At 52.5% G+C, this 19,474-nt stretch carries 15 protein-coding genes; 4 read left to right on the forward strand and 11 right to left on the reverse strand.

What is annotated here, in order from left to right:
• Positions 1-104 precede the first annotated feature (104 nt).
• From lon to nrdR, 9 genes are all read right to left on the reverse strand, one after another.
• Positions 105-2,567 carry an endopeptidase La gene (gene lon / locus ACT3XD_RS09375; protein WP_192539647.1) on the reverse strand — a complete coding sequence of 821 codons (2,463 nt, stop codon included), beginning with the start codon at positions 2,565-2,567 and terminating at the stop codon, positions 105-107.
• A gap of 93 nt (positions 2,568-2,660) precedes the next feature.
• Positions 2,661-3,917 carry a DUF945 family protein gene (locus ACT3XD_RS09380; RefSeq protein WP_192539648.1) on the reverse strand — a complete coding sequence of 419 codons (1,257 nt, stop codon included), beginning with the start codon at positions 3,915-3,917 and terminating at the stop codon, positions 2,661-2,663.
• 223 nt (positions 3,918-4,140) lie between these two features.
• Positions 4,141-4,614 (reverse strand): phosphatidylglycerophosphatase A family protein, encoded by a 474-nt coding sequence (locus tag ACT3XD_RS09385; protein ID WP_192539649.1) that lies wholly within the window; start codon positions 4,612-4,614, stop codon positions 4,141-4,143.
• Positions 4,611-5,588 carry a thiamine-phosphate kinase gene (gene thiL / locus ACT3XD_RS09390; RefSeq protein WP_192539650.1) on the reverse strand — a complete coding sequence of 326 codons (978 nt, stop codon included), beginning with the start codon at positions 5,586-5,588 and terminating at the stop codon, positions 4,611-4,613. The genes ACT3XD_RS09385 and thiL overlap by 4 nt, the downstream gene beginning before the upstream one ends.
• 36 nt (positions 5,589-5,624) lie before the next feature.
• Positions 5,625-6,128 carry a transcription antitermination factor NusB gene (gene nusB, locus ACT3XD_RS09395; protein WP_192539651.1) on the reverse strand — a complete coding sequence of 168 codons (504 nt, stop codon included), beginning with the start codon at positions 6,126-6,128 and terminating at the stop codon, positions 5,625-5,627.
• Positions 6,125-6,613 (reverse strand): 6,7-dimethyl-8-ribityllumazine synthase, encoded by a 489-nt coding sequence (gene ribH, locus ACT3XD_RS09400; RefSeq protein WP_192539652.1) that lies wholly within the window; start codon positions 6,611-6,613, stop codon positions 6,125-6,127. Before ribH ends, nusB begins: the two co-directional genes overlap by 4 nt.
• Positions 6,614-6,617: 4 nt before the next feature.
• Positions 6,618-7,784, reverse strand: a complete 1,167-nt coding sequence (gene ribBA, locus ACT3XD_RS09405) for a bifunctional 3,4-dihydroxy-2-butanone-4-phosphate synthase/GTP cyclohydrolase II (protein WP_192539653.1) — start codon at positions 7,782-7,784, stop codon at positions 6,618-6,620.
• Positions 7,785-7,931: 147 nt separating this feature from the next.
• The gene (gene ribD, locus ACT3XD_RS09410; RefSeq protein WP_192539654.1) at positions 7,932-9,092 is read right to left on the reverse strand and encodes a bifunctional diaminohydroxyphosphoribosylaminopyrimidine deaminase/5-amino-6-(5-phosphoribosylamino)uracil reductase RibD; all 1,161 of its coding nucleotides are present in this window, start codon (positions 9,090-9,092) and stop codon (positions 7,932-7,934) included.
• Positions 9,092-9,583 carry a transcriptional regulator NrdR gene (nrdR, locus tag ACT3XD_RS09415; RefSeq protein ID WP_192539655.1) on the reverse strand — a complete coding sequence of 164 codons (492 nt, stop codon included), beginning with the start codon at positions 9,581-9,583 and terminating at the stop codon, positions 9,092-9,094. Before nrdR ends, ribD begins: the two co-directional genes overlap by 1 nt.
• Positions 9,584-9,843: 260 nt before the next feature.
• Between nrdR and ACT3XD_RS09420 the strand changes: the two genes are divergently transcribed.
• From ACT3XD_RS09420 to ACT3XD_RS09435, 4 genes are all read left to right on the forward strand, one after another.
• A complete protein-coding gene (locus ACT3XD_RS09420) occupies positions 9,844-11,607 on the forward strand; it encodes a sugar phosphorylase (protein WP_192539656.1) in 1,764 nt (587 codons plus the stop codon).
• Between the two features lie 175 nt (positions 11,608-11,782).
• Entirely contained in the window at positions 11,783-12,565 is a 783-nt protein-coding gene (gene dsbG, locus ACT3XD_RS09425) for a thiol:disulfide interchange protein DsbG (RefSeq protein WP_192539657.1), read from the forward strand.
• 229 nt (positions 12,566-12,794) lie between these two features.
• Positions 12,795-14,414: a methyl-accepting chemotaxis protein gene (locus ACT3XD_RS09430; protein ID WP_192539658.1), complete on the forward strand. Its 1,620-nt coding sequence runs from the start codon at positions 12,795-12,797 to the stop codon at positions 14,412-14,414.
• 198 nt (positions 14,415-14,612) lie between these two features.
• Positions 14,613-16,193, forward strand: a complete 1,581-nt coding sequence (locus ACT3XD_RS09435; RefSeq protein ID WP_192539659.1) for a methyl-accepting chemotaxis protein — start codon at positions 14,613-14,615, stop codon at positions 16,191-16,193.
• 917 nt (positions 16,194-17,110) lie between these two features.
• Here ACT3XD_RS09435 and ACT3XD_RS09440 read toward each other — a convergent pair.
• Both ACT3XD_RS09440 and ACT3XD_RS09445 read right to left on the reverse strand, forming a co-directional pair.
• Positions 17,111-18,331 (reverse strand): glycosyl transferase, encoded by a 1,221-nt coding sequence (locus tag ACT3XD_RS09440; protein WP_192539905.1) that lies wholly within the window; start codon positions 18,329-18,331, stop codon positions 17,111-17,113.
• Between the two features lie 18 nt (positions 18,332-18,349).
• Entirely contained in the window at positions 18,350-19,267 is a 918-nt protein-coding gene (locus ACT3XD_RS09445) for an HAD-IIB family hydrolase (protein WP_192539904.1), read from the reverse strand.
• Between the last annotated feature and the right edge of the window lie 207 nt (positions 19,268-19,474).

A 19,474-nucleotide genomic window follows, 5' to 3' on the forward strand; every position in this document is an offset into this window, starting at 1 on the left:
AACGCCGTACTTTTGCACGGCGTTTAAAATTAATTAATAAAACTGACCTTATGTTAGCCCGCTAAGCTAAGGCGCGCCTGAAAGACTCGCTAGCATGATCACCCTTAATCTTTAAAAACCACATTAGCGACATCCTTATAGCGATTTGCAAAGTGCACGGTTACCCCATCTTTAAGATACTCTGGTAACTCTTCATAATCCCGCCGGTTGGCCTCAGGCAAAATCAATTCAAAGATATCGCTGCGCCGGGCAGCAATGACTTTTTCACGAATGCCACCAACGGGAAGCACCTGACCGGTTAGCGTCAGCTCACCCGTCATCGCCAGCGGCCGATTAATAGCCTCATGTTTGGCAAGTGACAGCAGCGCGGTAGTCATGGTCACCCCGGCGGACGGCCCATCCTTTGGTGTAGCACCTTCCGGCACATGAAGATGGACAAAAGCTGAATCAAAGAAATCAGCATCCGCTCCATACTCCTGCAGGTGGCCCAGCGTATAGCTGTAAGCGATGTTGGCAGACTCCTTCATGACATCGCCAAGTTTGCCCGTAAGCTTAAATCCGCGGTCCAGCGAGTGGATCTTGCCAGCTTCAATGGGTAGCGTGGCGCCCCCCATGGATGTCCAAGCAAGCCCTGTTACCACACCTTCACCCTTGAGCACTTTCTCTTTACGGAACAGAGGTGCCCCTAGGAACTCTTCGAGGTTATTGACCGATACTTTGACGGTTTCGAGTTCTTCTTCCAATAGTTTGACGGCCGCTTTGCGCACAATACGATGAAGCTGTTTTTCAAGCTGCCGAACCCCTGCTTCACGGGCATACCCTTCGATGACTTGCTTTAAGGCTGCTTCGGTCAAGTTAATACGCTTTTTGGGCATATTGTTGCGCTTAAGCAGCTTCGGCCACAGATGATGCTTGGCAATCGCGAGCTTTTCCTCGGCAATGTAGCCGGATAAGCGAATTTGCTCCATACGGTCCAGCAGAGGGCCAGGAATCGAGTCCAGCGTATTGGCCGTACAGATGAACAGCACCTTGGAAAGGTCCATCCTGACATCTAGATAGTGATCCAGAAAGTCGATATTTTGTTCAGGATCCAGTACTTCAAGCAGCGCCGAGGCAGGGTCGCCCTGGAACGATTGTCCCAGCTTATCGATTTCATCCAGCATGATAACGGGGTTTTCGACTTCGACTTCTTTAAATGCCTGGACAAGCTTGCCGGGCATCGCGCCTACGTATGTACGCCGATGGCCCTTGATTTCCGCTTCGTCGCGCATTCCGCCGACCGAGAAACGATAGAATTCTCGCCCCAAGGCTTCGGCAATAGAGCGGCCGATGGACGTTTTACCCACCCCAGGAGGGCCAATCAGCAAAACAATTGAGCCGCCCACATCGCCTTTAAATGTGCCTTCCGCCAGGAACTCCACAATTCGTTCTTTAACATCTTGCAGGCCGTCGTGGTCTCGGTTCAACACCTCACGGGCATGACCTAAATCAAGCTTATCCTGACTTGTGACTCCCCAGGGCAAGCAGGTTAGCCAGTCAAGATAGTTACGCGTAGTACCATACTCGGGGGAGCCGGTTTCCAGAACACTCAGCTTATTGAGCTCATCATCGATACGGCTTTGAACACGCTCAGGAACAACTAATGATTCCAGACGGTTTCTAAAAGTATCGACATCGTTTTCACGGTCATCCTTGGAAATGCCTAGCTCGCGCTGAATAACTTTTAGCTGCTCGCGCAGGAAAAACTCACGCTGGCGGTCCTGCATTTGCGCATTGACCTGTTCGCTGATTTCGCTTTGCAGCTGGGCAACCTCAATCTCCTTACGCAGAAGAGGCAAAACCTTGTGCATACGCTCAGCGACCGGCAGCGTTGCCAGCACGTCCTGGAGTTCAGGCCCTTTGGCCGACGTAATCGCTGCGGCAAAATCGGTTAAGGGGCCTGGCTGATGAGGGCTAAAGCGATTTAGATAGTGCTTTAGTTCTTCGCCATAAAGCGGGTTGATCGGCAGCAACTCTTTAATACCGTTAATGATCGCCATGGCGTAAGCACGGGTTTCTTCATTTTCGGCATCGACGGGTTCTTTGGGGTAAGTGACCTCAACCAGATAAGGCGGCTCTTTAGAAAGCCAGCGCTTAATATGAAAACGCTGCACCCCTTGGGCAATAAACTGAATTTGCTGGTCTTCACCTTTGAGCTTATGCACTCTGACGGCGGTACCAATTTCTGGAAAATCATCGTGGTCTAACGACTCAACACCGCCCTCGCCCACGAAGGCAACACCCAGGGTTTTATGCGGCGTATTGCCGACACGACGCATGGTTTCTTCCCAGCGCTCACGGTTGATTACCAGTGGCTGTACCTGAGCCGGGAAAAAAGGCCGGTTGTGAATAGGGAGTAAGTAGATGCGCTCGGGGAGCATTTCACTGGCGGGAACCAGCGAGTTTATCTTCTCGCCGTCTGAACGATGCTCATTTTCGCTGGCATCATCAGATTGGTGCGATGACGATTCGTCGTCCGCCAGCCAATCGAGATTATCGTGATCGCGGTTATTATCCTGGTCGCTCATGCACCCTCCAATAAACAGTGACTGACGGCTCTACCGTCTAGCATTGCCTATGGAATGCGGGCAAAGAGCTCAAACTTCAACCCTTATGGTTGTCTATTGCGGCCATAGCTCAGGCAAGGGTCGACCATTAACGCGCCAGCTGCCACGTATAACGTCAAACTGTAAATCCCGGGTACCTAGCGGCAGACCTAACCATAACGCGGTGACAGTAGGCGCATCATGCCACATAAAATCGCCATCCAAGCGTTCAAACCAGCGCTCGCGCTCATCCGTTTTATCAAGTGCAGTAACACTTAACTGATCCAGCTTTCGGGCATCGAAAAACAGCGCACCATCAGCATCAACGCGAATACCCAATAAAGGGCTATTCAACGCTACCGTGGATACATCCAGGCGTGGAGAGTCACTCAATATCTGGAGCAGGTCAGGCTCAAGGCGGGACAGCAAACCTTCGGCCATCGGCAGACTGGTATCGCCCCACGCGGCTTCCTGACGCAAGCGTCGGATCGTCTGGCGTATGGCATCGGCATTTAGGCGCGAAAGCTCCATTTCAATACGCCCGTTAATCAGCGGCGTATCCGGAGCCTCAGAAGGCACCATCATATCGCCCATCACCAGTTCACCTTTAATGCGCAGCTCGCTTTCATCCAACACCATATAGCTTTGCAGGCTAAGCGGCGCTAGCTGTATGGCATAGGCAGGATAACGTAGCGCCACCGAATCAACTTGCAAATGGTCACGCTGGGTAAAATGATAGGCATCGTCAATATAGGTGTAACGACTTTCAAGCAGCGTTGGCCCCAAGGTCAACTGCGCGACACCATCTATTAATGACAGTTGGTCGAGACGAACACGTAAACGCCAGTCACCAAAGACACCTTCAAGACGCAGGCGCGCACCGCGAACTTCAAGTTCTCGTCCACTTTGCTGGATAATAAAGGGGGCTAAGGCGAGCTGTAGTTCGCTACGGCCACTTAACGTGTGATAGCGCCCTTTCCAACGTGGGGCGGATGCCGCGGTTACCTCGCCGACTGCACGCTGTAAGACCGTATCCAGACGCGGCGAAAGCGTGCCTTCGACATCGGTGCTTAAAATGCCGTGACGAGCGCGGTAGGTAAGCTCTAACCGCCAGGGGCGCCCCAGTAGAGGTGAAAGCAATAAACGTCCCTGGGAACTTAACCAGCCACGACTGCTCTCAGTACGGGTTACCCGCCATTCACCTCGCGCTTCCAAATCTTCTAGTGCCTGACGAAGGCTACGCTCAAATAACACGCTGGACAGCAGTTGTCCTGCCATCCATACGATGGCGATCGCTGCCAAGATAGGGACGATTAAACGTTCCTTGCGCATGCCATCTCCTTGAGCCGCACCGGTAAGAAGTACTTTTCGTCAGCGCCTTTACTACGTTTTTTATCAGCACTTCTAATAAGTACTTTTTATCAGCACCTCTCATAAGTACATTTCGCCAGTACCATAATAAGTACTTTATAAGTACTTTTTGTACGTAACTTTCGCCAGTGTCACCTGCCGCTGCGTATTAGTGCAACCGATACCATCAATGTAGCCAATACCATCAATGTAACCAATACCATAGGTGCATGGTGCTCCAGGCATAGATCCCGGCCATGACATCATCAATCATGATGCCAAAGCCACCGGCAACACGCCGGTCCGCCCAGCGAATCGGCCAAGGTTTAAACACATCGAAGATACGGAACACAATAAAGCCCCATAGCGCGGCCTCCCAGGAGAAAGGCACGGCGGCCATCGTAATCCAGTACCCCACGAACTCATCCCAAACAATGCCGGAATGATCGTGTACGCCTAAATCATGCGAGGTCTTATCACACAGCCAAACGCCGACGATAAAGGCGACAAGCACAATACCTAAATACCAGCCGAGCGGTAAATCCGCCATCATCCAGTAGAAAGGGATGGCGGCGAGCGTGCCAAAGGTACCCGGCGCCCAGGGCACCGTACCGCTGCCTAAACCAAACGCGAAAAAATGCGTTGGGCGACGCCACACACTTGATGGTGCACGGTTCATGGCGTTCCCTCATTAAAATGCTGCCAACCAGCCTTGCTATACGGTGCGATCCCTTCAACACCCAGCGTTTCACTGCATTGGCCGATCACTGTTAACGCTAATCCCTGCTTGCGGAGATCACGCTGTGCGTTAACCACGTTTTCCGGCGCCAGGGTAACCAGCAGTTCATAATCATCCCCGCCTGACAGCGCAGCGTTGCGCGCCTCTTCAAGGCCAAGCGACTCGATAAGTGTCTCGGCCAATGGCAACGACTCGACATCAATAATAGCGCCTACCTTGGAGGCTGCGCGCAGATGGGCAAGATCGGCCAATAGCCCATCAGAGATGTCCATTGCGGCGGTCGCCATATCGCGAAGTACCACCCCCGCCGCTAAACGCGGCTCGGGCAGCAAATAGCGGCGCAGCAAGGGATGCTTGAGATCACGTTCACCACGCTGCCAAAGTGCTAACCCGCCAGCGCCACCGCCTAGGGCACCGGTGACCGCAATCATATCGCCAGGCCTGGCGCCTGCACGGGTCAAAGCACGACCCTTGAGCACCTCGCCCATAACGGTTACCCCGATGCTCAGAGCACCCGATGTGACGTCGCCACCAGCCAGCGTGGTTGACTGCTGCTGACATAGCGAATGAAAACCATCGGCAAAATCTTTTATCCACGCGTGGATAGCGGCATCATCAAAAAACGTTCGCTGATCCAGCGTGAGCGCCATAAAACACCAGCGCGGGTCTGCGCCCATGGCCGCTAAATCGCTTAACGCAACGGCAAGCGCACGATGCCCCACCGCAAAGGCCGGGGCATCATGGGGGAAGTGAACATCCACAACGGACGTATCAACGCTAACCGCGAGCTGATGATTCGCTTGAGGCACTAACAGGGCAGCATCGTCGCCACCACCCAGTGCGACGCCATCTTTCGCATTAAGCTTTTGCGACGGCATCAGATAACGACGAATCAAATCAAATTCGGCAAGCACAAAGGCCCCTTAAACGTTTTATCAGGCAGCCCGGCGTTACAAACGGCGAGCGCTGACTTCGGCACTTCTCAAGCGATTAGCCAGCTTGTCGAGAATGCCGTTCACGTATTTATGGCCGTCGGTTGCGCCAAACGACTTGGCCAACTCAACCCCTTCATTGATAACTACCCGGTACGGCACCTCCATACGGCGGGAAAGCTCGTAAGCCCCCAGACGTAAAATAGCTAGCTCTACCGCATCCAGATCTTCCAGACGGCGATCCAGCAAGGGAGATATTTCACGATCAAGCTCAATCTTAAAACGCGCGGTGTTGTGCAGAAGCTCGTGGAAAAGCGCCTTGTCAGCGATTTCCATCACCTTAACCCAGTTTTCATGATCTTCCAGGTCATCATCAGCTACCTGGCTACGAAACTCGGCTTCAACAGCAGTAATCGATTTACCGGTCATCTGCCACTGATACAACCCCTGTACGGTCAATTCACGGGCAGCGTGACGGCTCTGCTGTGCGGCAGAGGGCTTACGCTCACGGCGCTCGCTCATTGTGAATCTCCTAGCGGTATCGCGCGCAGCAGTGAGACCATTTCCATCGCTGCCATAGCGGCTTCCGTTCCCTTGTTGCCCGCTTTGGTACCCGCACGCTCAATCGCCTGCTCGATGGACTCAACGGTCAATACGCCATTTGCGACCGGCGTATCAAACTCCAGCTGCAAATGGTTCATCGCAGTATTACAGCCGCCTGCTACGTATTCAAAGTGCGGCGTACCGCCACGAATCACCGCGCCAAGCGCGATAACCGCGTCAGGTTTCATCACTTTAAGCACACGCTTTACCGCAAGCGGCAGTTCCCAGGCACCCGGAACGTGAACAATATGAATATTCTCGGCATCTACACCGTGACGCGTCAAACTATCAATAGCGCCTTCCACAAGACTATCAACCACATGATGGTTGAACCTGCCAACCACGATAACGTAGCGGCCATCGACGTCGACAAACGTACCTTCTACTTGAGAGAGGGATTGCATCAATTTATTCCTGCTGAGAAATTGGCTCATACACGGTGTCATTCGGCCCCACGAGCTCGACAACTTCAAGATCAAAGCCTGAAAGGGCCGAAAACTTCCATGGTGAGCTTAGTAGCCGCATTTTACCAACGCCTAAATGGCGCAGAATCTGCGAGCCAGTACCAATCGTTAAATAATTACCCGTGCCATCGAAGTCGCTGGTGCGCGGCTGACGCACGCGGTCCAAAAACACGTCTAACTGATCTTTTAAATCCTGATGCGGACGGCCGTCATCAATAAGCACCAGAACGCCGGCAGACGAGCCGGCGATCTCTTCAAGCGCCCGATGGGCATTCCAGCGCCCCTGCTCATCTTTGGCTAAGCCGAGCACATCACGCAGCGTATCCGCCAGATGAACGCGAACGGTGGTTGCCTGATCCGGAGTGGGGTGCCCCTTCACGAGCGCTAAATGATGCGCCCCCTGGATGCGATCACGGAAAACATGCAGCGCCAGCTCCCCTTGAGAAGTCATGACGGTGGAGGTTTCCACATGATCAACCGTCTGCTCATGAATAATACGGTAATGAATCAGGTCGGCAATGGTACCGATTTTAATATCATGCTGCTTGGCAAACGCCTCAAGTTCAGGCCGACGCGCCATGCTGCCATCATCATTCATAATCTCGCAAATCACACCGCTTGGGTCACAACCGGCTAAAGCGGATAAATCGCAGGCCGCCTCTGTATGACCTGCGCGGCGCAATACGCCACCGGGCTCGGCCATCAGCGGAAAAATATGCCCAGGCTGCACAATATCAGTCGGTTTAGCATACGGTGCGCAAGCCGTTTGAACCGTGCGCGCGCGATCAGCGGCCGAGATACCGGTTGTGACACCTTCCGTTGCTTCGATGGAAAGCGTGAACTTGGTACCAAAGCCCGAGCCGTTATCACGCACCATCAAGGGCAAATTGAGCTGCTCGCAATGCTCTCGCGTCATCGGCATGCAGATAAGGCCACAAGCAAAGCGAGCCATAAAGTTGATATGCTCGGCCTGAACTTTCTCGGCCGCCATGATGATATCACCTTCATTTTCGCGATCCTCATCATCCATGAGGATCACCATTTTGCCCTGGCGAATATCGTCCACCAGCTCGGCGATAGAGGCTAAGCCCCCAGAGGAGGAATGCGCCATGGAAGCTCCTAAATATGAATTCGCACGGTATGCGATGTGGCGCAACGTCTTCGCTGCGCGATACTTAAAGATTATGATGCCAACGCTGGCGATACCAAACTGGCGACCTGAATTTGCGACAAGAGTACCTTGCTATCGCCACATGCGCTAGTCAGGCTGAGGCGAGGCAATAATACGCCAATCACGACCGACAGCGCGCATATCATGAATGGTTAAACGCCGTTGATCCGCCATTCGTGAAAGCCCAGGCAGCGCAAAGAGCGGCTTTGCTTCACCACCCAATAAAGTGGGAGCGACAAAAAGTTGAAGCTCATCTACTAGCTGAGCATCTAACAGCGCCCCGGCAAGCGTAGCCCCTGTTTCAACCAGTAACTCATTAACCTGCTCGTTTTCAGCCAGCCACTGAAGCAACTCCTTCAGCGGAAGGCGTCCATCACTACCTGGCTCAAACACATGCACTTCAGCACCGGCGGCGATCAACTTAGTGCGTTTTTCAGGCGAATGTGCAGGCGTTGTCATGATCAGCGTTCGGCCCGGCTCGGTTAAGCAGGCCGTGGCCAGCGGTAAGCGCAGCCGGGTATCCACAATAATGCGTAACGGCTGGCGCAAAACTACCGTATCTGCGTTTGCCAGCTGCAATTGCTCAACCCGTAAAGTCAGCCGTGAGTCGTCCATGATGATCGACTCAACACCGCTTAAAATAGCGCTGGAACGCGCCCGCAAACGCTGAACATGACTGCGCGCTTCAGGACCGGTTATCCACTGCGACTCACCTGATCCCATCGCCGTGCGGCCATCCAGACTCATGGCCATTTTCAGGCGTACAAAAGGACGTTGATGCTCCATACGGGCAATAAAGCCCGGGTTCAAGGCGCGTGCATCCTGCTCCAGCAGTCCCACGCCGACCTCGATGCCTGCCGCCCTGAGTACCTTGATTCCGTTCCCACTCACTTGTGGGTTAGGGTCCACCATGGCGACGACGACCCGCGCTATCCGGGCATTTTGGAGCGCTACCGCACAGGGCCCCGTTCTCCCAGTATGTGAGCAAGGTTCTAGGGTAACGTACGCCGTAGCGCCCCTTGCATGCTCACCGGCGGCATTTAGCGCGTTGATTTCGGCATGGGGCTCACCGGCGCGCACGTGATACCCCTCTCCCACAATCTGCCCTGGCTGGCCAGGCAACTGCTGTACGATGACACACCCCACCCGCGGATTGGGGTCGGTGGTATACAGGCCCTTTCTTGCGAGCTGGAGGGCGCGCGCCATGTAACGGTGGTCTAAATCACTAAACGGGACAGTAGCACCCATTACGTATCGTCCTTCTCATGCCCTGGGGTTATGCGGGGCGGTTCCTGAGAAAGGCGGTCAATCTCAGCACGAAACTCGTCCAGATCCTGAAACTTACGGTATACGGAGGCAAATCGAATATAGGCAACTTGATCCAGGTTCTTTAAGGCCTGCATCACGGATTCGCCGATGTCTCGCGCGTTAATTTCCCGGTCCCCCCTGGCGCGCAGCGTTTGACGAATACGTTCAACCGCCGCTTCAATAGATTCAGCACTGACCGGGCGTTTTTCTAATGCACGCACCATTCCATCGCGTAACTTTGCTTCATTAAAGCTTTCACGGGAGCCATCTGACTTTACGACCCGAGGCATCAGCAGCTCGGCCGTTTCGTAAGTAGTAAAGCGCTCATGGCAATTAGCGCACTGCCGACGCCGACGCACCTGATCGCCTTCCGCTACCAGTCGCGAATCGGTCACTCGAGTATCAGTAGCACCACAAAAAGGACAATGCATAGCGGTCAACCTGTTGTCAGTCCGTGCTGTAAGCTGCACGAGTAAGCGTGTTATAACCTAATTATCACTCACTATTTTCAAGCACGTTTTTTATCTCTTATCGGGCGTAAACTCAAACGCCGTAAGGGGTTAAACGCGGGCCATAATGAAACGTCGGCGGCCTGTTACCCTGCATTGTAACGATTTGGCACACAAGCTGCATTTGTTCAATGCTAGTGCTTAATGAATTCAGGAGACAAATGGTTGATAAGGAGCCCCTTATGCCGACGTTTGAAAAGAAGGTTCACGGTTATCTGACGCATCTTTATGGCCCTCGCGCCGATGAAGTCCTGCGTCGTCTGGGCCAGCATCTCGATCACTTCCGTTCGTTAAGCGCGTCAGCATTAACCGATGCGCCAACGCACTGCGGCTCGGCACCAACATGGAGCGAAAAGGATCAGTGGTTGATCTGTTATGGTGATTCCATCATCGACACTGACTCCCCGCCTCTCGCCGTCCTGAACGATTTTTTACAGACGCGCCTGGGCGATCGCATCAGCGGTGTGCATGTTTTACCCTTCTTTCCCTGGAGTAGTGATGACGGTTTTTCGGTCATTCACTACCGTGAGGTCAATCCGGAACTTGGCGACTGGCAGCATATTCAGACACTGGCCCAACATTATGATGTGATGGCGGATCTGGTGCTGAACCATGTTTCCCGGGAATCGCTCTGGTTTGTCGATTACTTAAGCGGCAGCCTGCCGGGCCGCGATTACTTTATTGAAGTAGACCCTGAAACGGATATTTCCCACGTTACCCGCCCGCGTAGCAGCCCCCTACTCGTTCCGGTGGCAACACGCCGCGGCACGCGCCACCTCTGGGCAACCTTTTCAGAAGACCAGCTTGATTTAAACTTTGAAAATCCTGATGTGCTTTTGGAGTTTGTGGGAATTTTGTTGTTCTACCTACAGCAAGGGACACGGATCATTCGCCTGGATGCCGTGGCATTTTTATGGAAGCGTCTGGGTACTTCGTGTATCCATCTACCTCAAACGCACACTGTTGTACGCCTGTTACGTGCCGTCGTGGATGAAATTGCGCCAGGCACCCTGCTAGTTACCGAAACCAACGTGCCCCACGAAGAAAATATCAGTTACTTCGGTCTGGAGCGCCTGCCCGAAGGCCCGCCTGATGAAGCACATATGGTGTATCAATTTGCGCTCCCTCCGCTGCTACTTCACACCTTAACGCGGGGCGAATCGGAAACCCTGCAAGCATGGTTATCAAGTTTACCGGTATTGCCGTACCAGTGTACGTACCTGAACTTTACCGCAAGCCACGATGGTATTGGCGTGCGCCCTTTGGAGGGATTGCTGCCTAACCATGAGCGCGACGCACTTTTAGAGCTGATGCATCGCTTCGGCGGTTTTGTCAGCATGCGCAGCAACCCCGATGGCAGCGATACACCTTACGAAATTAATATCACTTGGTTCGAAGCAATGCGTGGCACCCACCGTGGCCCAGACCCATGGCAGGTAGCACGCTTTTTGTGCAGCCAAGCTATTATGCTGAGCCTACAGGGGATTCCAGCCCTGTATATTCATACGCTGACCAGCACGCTCAATGATGTCGAAGGCGTTGAGCGCAGTGGCCGCTTACGCTCGATTAATCGGCGTCGCTGGCAGAGCAGTGAGCTTGATCTACTGCTCGATAACACCACCAATCCGACGCACTATATTTTCCAAGCACTGTGTCGCCTGCTTGAACAGCGCCAGCAGGAACCATGCTTTCATCCCAGTGCTGCACAGCGCGTACTTACTTCGCCACCGGAGCTTCTTGCCATCGAGCGCGGCCCGTTACATAGCGGGCGCCGGCTACTTGCTCTGTATAATGTCACCGACAAACCATTATGTTTGTCAGACATGGGAGAAGCCGTGGCACAATCGCTTGAACAGCACAATTGGCAAGCGATTGAGCCCGAAAGCGCGCATCTAGAGGACACGCTTTCGCCTTATGCGGCACGCTGGCTAATCGCCTTTACATAGTGTTTTATATTAGTAGTGCTTAGGTATTTAGCACTCAGGTATTAATAGTGCTCGGGTATGAATAATGCCTGGGTATTAATAGCGTTTGGGTATTACCTGACGATAGGCTCTGCTACGTTATGGCATCGACTGGGTTTGTCTTTTTGCGCAATCGCGTATACGCAAGGATGTTGTAATGTCATTTAGACACAGCTTTTTTAGCCCTTCTGCATTGAGTAGTTTTTTGTTGTTGGCAGGCGTTAGCACAAGCCAGGCGAGCGAATTGCCAGCTCCGGTGCAAGCATTAGCCAATCAGGGGTGGGAAATTCATGGCCAGTTTGATGCCCCCGGTGGCCTAACAGGCTATGGTGCAAGTACCCAGGGGCAGGAAATTGCGATCTACCTTACCCCCGACGAAGAGCATGCCATTGTCGGTACATTAACAGATAGCCAAGGTAACAACCTGACAGAAGCCCAGCTGGATGAGCATGTACGCGCGGCACTTGAGGCTGAAACATGGCAATTACTGGAAAACAGCCACTGGATACAGGATGGCAACCCCGAAGCCCCTCAGGTAATTTATACCTTTACCGATGCCAACTGCACTTATTGTCAGGCGTTTTGGGAACAAACGCGCCCCTGGGTAAATGCCGGCAAGGTGCAGCTACGCCACATTATGATAGGTATCTTAGCGCCCGATAGCCCTGGAAAAGCCGCTGTTCTACTTGGCGCTGATGACCCCAGCGCAGCACTTAAGCGTAAGAAAGAGGGCGAAGTAATTACCGCGAGTGCGCAGCCACGCGAGATCGAAGAACAGGTATACACAAACAACCAGCTGTTTGAAGCATTAGGGCTTTACGCTACGCCCACCAGCGCCTTCCAACGGGAAACGCCTAACGGTGATCTGCGTATCGACCGAATACAGGGTATGCCCGATGAAGCCCGTCTGATAGAAATGATGGGGAGCCCAGCGCCCTAAGTTTTAAACCCTAAGTCTTAAACTCTAAGTCTTAAACCCTAAGTCTTAAACAAAAGCTAATCAAATTTAAAATATCAACATAACCTATTGATATAAGCCGCCCTTTGTTGGCGGCTTTTTTATAGACGTCTTTCATACCAAAAATATATGTAAATTAGGCTAACGTCGTAGGCAATTAGGCCGATATACCAAAGTCATTCATTAATAGCTTGATTGTTATAGGACACACATGACTCGATTGACTACGAATCAACAACTTTGGAGCATTTTGGGGATCATCTGCCTGGCCATGCTGACGCTGGTTGGGTGGTTAACGTGGGAATCTCGCCAAACCATTGAGCAAGAACGTCGTACGAGTATTCAACATGTGGTTGAAAGCCTTCATTCTCAGTTGGAAACATTGCAAACCAAAGCAAGCAATGGAGAACTAACCCTGCAAGAGGCCCAGCAACGCGCCATCGATAGCTTGGCCAATGCAAGCTTCGCTGAGGGTGAATACGTCTTTGCTTTTGATGACCAGCTAAAGATCGTCTCCCACCCTAACCGCCCACGAGGCGAAGATATGAGCAGCTTTACAGATACCCAAGGTATGCACTTGTATCCTGCGTTTCTTAATGCCGCACGCTCAGGTGGAGGACATGTCGAATATTTTTCCCGCCGCCTTTCGGGTGACGAAGAATTTCCAAAAATCAGTTATTTCGCCTACATCCCCGAATGGAACTGGGCGTTTGGCGCCGGCATCTATGTCGACGACATTCAAGATGCTTTTATCAGCAATCTTATCCGTTCTCTAATAGCGCTGATGATTATTGGCATTCCCGTGACCGTGCTTATGGGCTGGGTCATCCGCGATGTAGCTCGCCGCCTAGGAGGGGACCCACGTTACGCGGCCAGTATAGTCCGCCATATTGCAGACGGTGATTTGACCCGCAACACTCAGCTTTCCAGCAATGACCACGATAGCCTACTGTTTGATATTAATCGCATGCGTGAAGCGTTAGCCGACACGATAGGCGATATTCACCACGGTGCCGATCAGGTAAATAATGGTGTTGATCAAATCGTGGGTGTGAATGAAGAGCTTTCAACGCGCACCGAACAGCAGGCCGCTTCGCTTGCTGAAACGGCGTCAAGCATGGAAGAACTCACGGCAACAGTGAAGCAAAATGCCGAGCATGCGGACCACGCGCGCAAACTGGCGACCACCACCGCCGAAAAAGCACAGCGGGGCAGCGATGCGATGACGGCAGTAGTGAGCACCATGGCCAACATCAATGAAAGCTCGGCCCAAATGAGCAGCATCGTTAACACGATTGACGCTATCGCGTTCCAAACCAACATTTTGGCGCTTAATGCCTCGGTTGAAGCGGCCAGAGCCGGTGAACAAGGCCGCGGCTTTGCGGTTGTCGCAAATGAGGTACGCCAGTTGGCCAGCCGTTCGGCATCTGCTGCCCAGGAAATTAAAAAGCTGATCGAGAACTCAGGCGCCAAGGTAGCCGATGGTAGCCAGCAAGTTCGCAATACAGGTGAAATCATTAATAACGTGGTCACCGATATCCAGCAGCTCAGCACGCTAGTACAGGAGATTTCAGCAGCGACCAGCGAACAAAGTAGCGGCATTGAGCAGGTGAATCTGGCGGTCACGCAAATGGATCAAATGACCCAGCAAAACGCAAGCCTGGTACAAGAGAGCAATCACGCAACGCAAGCCCTGTCCCACCTGAGCATTCAGCTGCGCCAGCGTGTAGCTAACTTCCGCATTAACCAAACGACGGCGGCTAAACCGGCAACCGCCCTGCCTTTAGCCCCTTCAACATTGCGGTACGCACACGATGACAGTGATTTTTAAATCGAGTTGATGGCAATGTAAAACGCCCTCTTGGCTTTAGGCCAAGGGGGCGTTTTTTTGGCCTCGCGTTGTATCGCAACCGTAAGCTAAACATCAAATAACGTTACAAAAATATAAGCCGCTGAGCTAACGTCTTCAGTAATTAGGCCGATATATAGAATCGTCATTCATTCTTAACTTAACGTCTATAGGAAGAATATGAAGCATTTAACAACAACAACAAAACTTTGGGGCACGTTGGGTATTATCTGGGCCACCATGCTGCTGTTAGTTGGCTGGCTAGCCTGGGAGAACCGCCAAACAATTGAGAGCGAGCGCCGCGACAGCATTCAGCACGTGGTCGAAAGTGTGCATAGTCAAATTGAAGCCCTACAGGCACGCGTAGCCGCTGGCGAGCTAAGCCTTGAAGAAGCGCAACAGCGCGCTATCGACAATATGGCCAGCGCTAGCTTCGGGGCTGGCGAGTATATTTTCGCTTTCAACGACGACCTGTTGGTTATTTCTCACCCTACCCGTACGCCTGGCACTGATATGACTAGCTATCTGGACGCCAGCGGTATGGCGCTATACCCCGAATTGCTGCGTGTTTCCCAGGCAGGCGGAGGCCACGTTAACTACTACTCTACCCGCGCTGGCGGTGATGAACAGTTGCCGAAAACCAGTTATGTAGCGCACCTTCCCGCATGGCAGTGGTCGTTGGCAACGGGCGTTTATGTGGATGATATCAATGCAGCGTTCATTGCTGGGTTGCTTCGCTCGGCGGGGATACTGTTAATCATTGGCTTGCCAGTAACCGTGTTAATGGGCTGGGTTATTCGTGATGTAGCGCGCCGTTTAGGTGGCGACCCCCGCTACGCGGCCAGCGTTGTACGTAATATCGCCAATGGTGATCTGACCCAGGTAACCCAGCTTTCATCAAAGGATCAGCAAAGCCTGCTGTTTGATATTAACCGTATGCGTGAAATGCTAGCTGAAACAATTGGCGATATTCATCATGGCGCCAGCCAAGTGAATAGTGGTGTCGAACAAATAGTAGGCGTGAATGAAGAGCTTTCAACGCGCACCGAACAGCAGGCCGCTTCGCTTGCTGAAACGGCGTCGAGCATGGAAGAGCTCACGGCAACGGTGAAACAGAATGCCGAGCACGCGGACCATGCTCGCAAACTGGCAACCACCACCGCCGAGAAAGCACAAAAAGGCAGTGATGCGATGACCGCCATGGTAAGCACCATGGCCACCATCAATGAAAGCTCGACCCAAATGAGCAGCATCGTTAACACGATTGACGCTATCGCGTTTCAGACCAATATTTTGGCCCTGAATGCCTCGGTCGAAGCGGCAAGAGCGGGTGAACAGGGACGCGGCTTTGCGGTTGTCGCCAGTGAAGTACGCCAACTGGCTAGCCGTTCGGCAGCGGCTGCCCAGGAAATTAAAAAGCTGATCGAGAACTCAGGCGCCAAGGTAGCCGATGGCAGCCAGCAAGTGCGTAGTACCGGCGAGATCATTAATAACGTGGTGACCGATATCCAGCAGCTCAGCACGCTAGTACAGGAAATTTCGGCAGCGACCAGCGAACAAAGTAGCGGCATTGAGCAGGTAAATATGGCAGTTACGCAAATGGATCAAATGACCCAGCAAAACGCCAGCCTAGTACAAGAGAGCAATCATGCAACACAAGCTCTGTCCCATCTGAGTGTTCAATTGCGCCAGCGTGTGGCTAACTTCCGCATTCATCAAACCGAAGAAGATAGCGTTCGCTCCCTTCCTGAATACAGTTAGGAAGTGGTTGCACCAGGCCTTGTCGCTGGCTAAAGCCTGCTCCCACAATGCTCATCAGGCCTTTTGGACTGGACAAATATTAAGAAACCCAATGCATTAAGGCTCGGGGCTGGGTAAACATTGTGGGAGCCCAGTTCCACTGGCCGAAGGCCTCCTGAGGTTAAACCCACCCCATTCGCTGGCTGAAGCCTGCTCCCCCAATGCTTATCAGGCCTTTTGGACTGGACAAATATTAAGAAACCCAATTCATTAAGGCTCGGGGTTGAGTAAACATTGTGGGAGCCCAGTTCCACTGGCCGAAGGCCTCCTGAGGTTAAACCCACCCCATTCACTGGCTGAAGCCTGCTCCCACAATGCTTATCAAGCCTTTTGGACTGGACAAATATTAAGAAACCCAATGCATTAAGGCTCGGGGCTGGGTAAACATTGTGGGAGCCCAGTTCCACTGGGCGAAGGAGGCCGAAGGCCTCCTGAGGTTAAACCCACCCCATTCACTGGCTGAAGCCTGCTCCCACAATGCTTATCAAGCCTTTTGGACTGGACAAATATCAAGAAACCCAATTCATTAAGGCTCAGGGTTGGGTAAACATTGTGGGAGCCCAGTTCCACTGGCCGAAGGAGGCCGAAGGCCTCCCGGGGTTAAACCCACCCCATTCGCTGGCTGAAGCCTGCTCCCACAATGCTTATCAGGCCTTTTGGACTGGACAAATATTAAGAAACCCAATTCATTAAGGCTCGGGGTTGAGTAAACATTGTGGGAGCCCAGTTCCACTGGGCGAAGGAGGCCGAAGGCCTCCCGGGGTTAAACCCACCCCATTCGCTGGCTAAAGCCTGCTCCCACAATGCTTATCAGGCCTTCTTGGGTTGCCCCTCATTCACTGGCTGAAGCCTGCTCTTACCATGTTCTTCGAATAAACCTACACCTTGCCCTGGTTATCCAACGCTACGGCTTCATGCATGCGGCTTAATACATCCGGTACGGCCGCCTGCACGCGGTTCCAGCTGGGAATAAACGGCCGCTCGCGCGGGTTATCCAGAAACAGGTTGCCGGCTTCTAGCAAGTTACTCGCAAACAGCTCTACCGCCTGCTCTTCACAATGGCGGTCCAAGCTCAAGCCATTCATGGTAGCGTCATGGTCATAGGCTTCTATCAGGTCCAGCGCCAGCCGGTAATAAGTGGCTTTTAGCGTCCGGAAATCTTCGCTGCTAAAACTCACGCCTTGAGTGGCCAATTTACGATAGAGCGCTTTGGAAATATCCAGGCTCATTCGGTTTAGACCACTATTGGGGTCCTCTTCACTGATAGGCTGATGTTTGTGATCATAGGCATCAGCGATATCTACCTGACAGAGCTGACGATGGGAGTAGTTACGCTGCAGCTCAGACAGCACACCAATTTCAAGCCCCCAGTCTGCAGGAATACGAATCCCTTCCAATACCTCGCTGCGCATAGCAAACTCACCAGACAGCGGGTAACGAAAACTATCCAGGTACTCCAGGTAAGGCATAGGCCCACACACGGTTTTCAGCGCACGGAGTAAAGGGGTTACCAATAAGCGTGACACACGGCCATTAAGCTTTCCTTCAGCAATGCGCGGGTAGTAACCCTTACAGAAACTATAGTTAAAGCGCGGGTGCGCAACCGGGTACATTAAGCGCGCTAAAAGCCCTCGATCATAGGTAAGAATATCGCAATCATGTAGCCCAACGACAACTGAGCGATGGGAAGCCAAAACATACCCGGCGCAATACCAAACGTTACGCCCTTTACCTGGCTCCAATGCTCCTAGACCATGGCTTTCAAGCTCTGCATCCAACTCACGTAGGCGTGGACCATCGTTCCATAAAATGCGGGTATGCTGCGGCAGACGTGAAAAGAATTCTCGGGCGTATAAAAACTGGTCGCGATCCGCGCGATCCAGCCCAATCACAATTTCCTGCAAATAAGGTACTTGCGCCAATTCATCAATTATTCGGGATAGCGCAGGCCCTTCCAACTCTGAAAACAATGACGGCAAGATCAAGCCCATAGGGCGGCGTTTAGCAAACTGGATAAGCTCCTGCTCCAGCGCCTCAACAGGGCGACGGGTGAGATTATGAAAATCGGTTATCACCCCGTTTTGATGAAAATCACTCATGGGCATCCCTCCTTGGCGTTATTGAGTCAGCGCAACGGTTTTCGTTGCCAGATTTAACTGGCGGCTATCCTGCTCCCACCAGTACGCGACTCCTTCTGCCCATCCAACTGGCCCAGCTTTGTTTGTGCGATATAACGCCGCGGCCTGCGGTGTAACAGGTGCTTTATGACAACCTCGAATAACCACTGCTTGATCGACCGCCTCCAACATCGTTAGATCATTAGGTCCGTCGCCCAGCCCTAACGAGAGTGGCGTGCACCCTCTTAATTTGGCAAAACGCTTGATTAGCCATGTGACAGCGCAGCCTTTATCGGCGCCACGGCCCATAACGTGCCAAAAGCGTCCGCCTTGAGTAAGCTCAAGGCCGTCGCCGCTTAGCGCTAACCGGAAGTTTTCGAGCGAAACGGCATCATCTTGCCAAATTAGCGGCTCGCTGCCTTCGCGCTTGCAGGCATCCTGTGCGCGCGTTTTATCTAACCCCGTCAGTTTGACGACGTCCTGGACACTCAGCTCGCCCATACTGGTAAAACGTACATCTAACCGTTGGCGCCATACCCTTAAACGTGCTCGGATAAATCCAATATCAACACCGGCGTGTTTTGTAACAATGCCATCGCGTCCATTGCCTGGACGGTCAAGACGCGCATGGCACCAGCTAGGCGGCAAGCCAATAATAGCGCCATTTTCAGCTACAAAAGGTGTTCCCGTAAGTCCAAGCAATTCACGCAGCGGCAATAATTCAGCACGCGTCTTACTGGTCACGGGGATTACCGGCACGCCTAATTGCTTTAGGCGCGACAAGCTGGGTGCCGCAGGTGAGAAATCATAGCTATGGTGATCGAGTAGCGAACCATCTAAGTCGGTGAGTACCAAACGTGACCGATGCTCCGCATCAGGCAACTCGGGTAATAATGCGGTACAGGCATGTTCAGACATAGCATTACCTCTTTTGGCTTAAAAAAGCCGCCAAGCTTTGTCGTTAATGACCACTTTAAATATGCATTTAATATGCCAATATATAAAAAACACTGCTTATTAAAACCTTAACAAACAACATTGCATGCCTTACATAAGGCAATAATTTAATACGCCCGCCCCAAGCATCATTATTGTGCAGCTAAAACGGTACTTATTAGTAAAATC

The sequence above is a fragment of the Halomonas sp. AOP7-B1-5 genome (assembly GCF_052353045.1).
GTDB classification, from domain to species: domain Bacteria; phylum Pseudomonadota; class Gammaproteobacteria; order Pseudomonadales; family Halomonadaceae; genus Vreelandella; species Vreelandella colorata.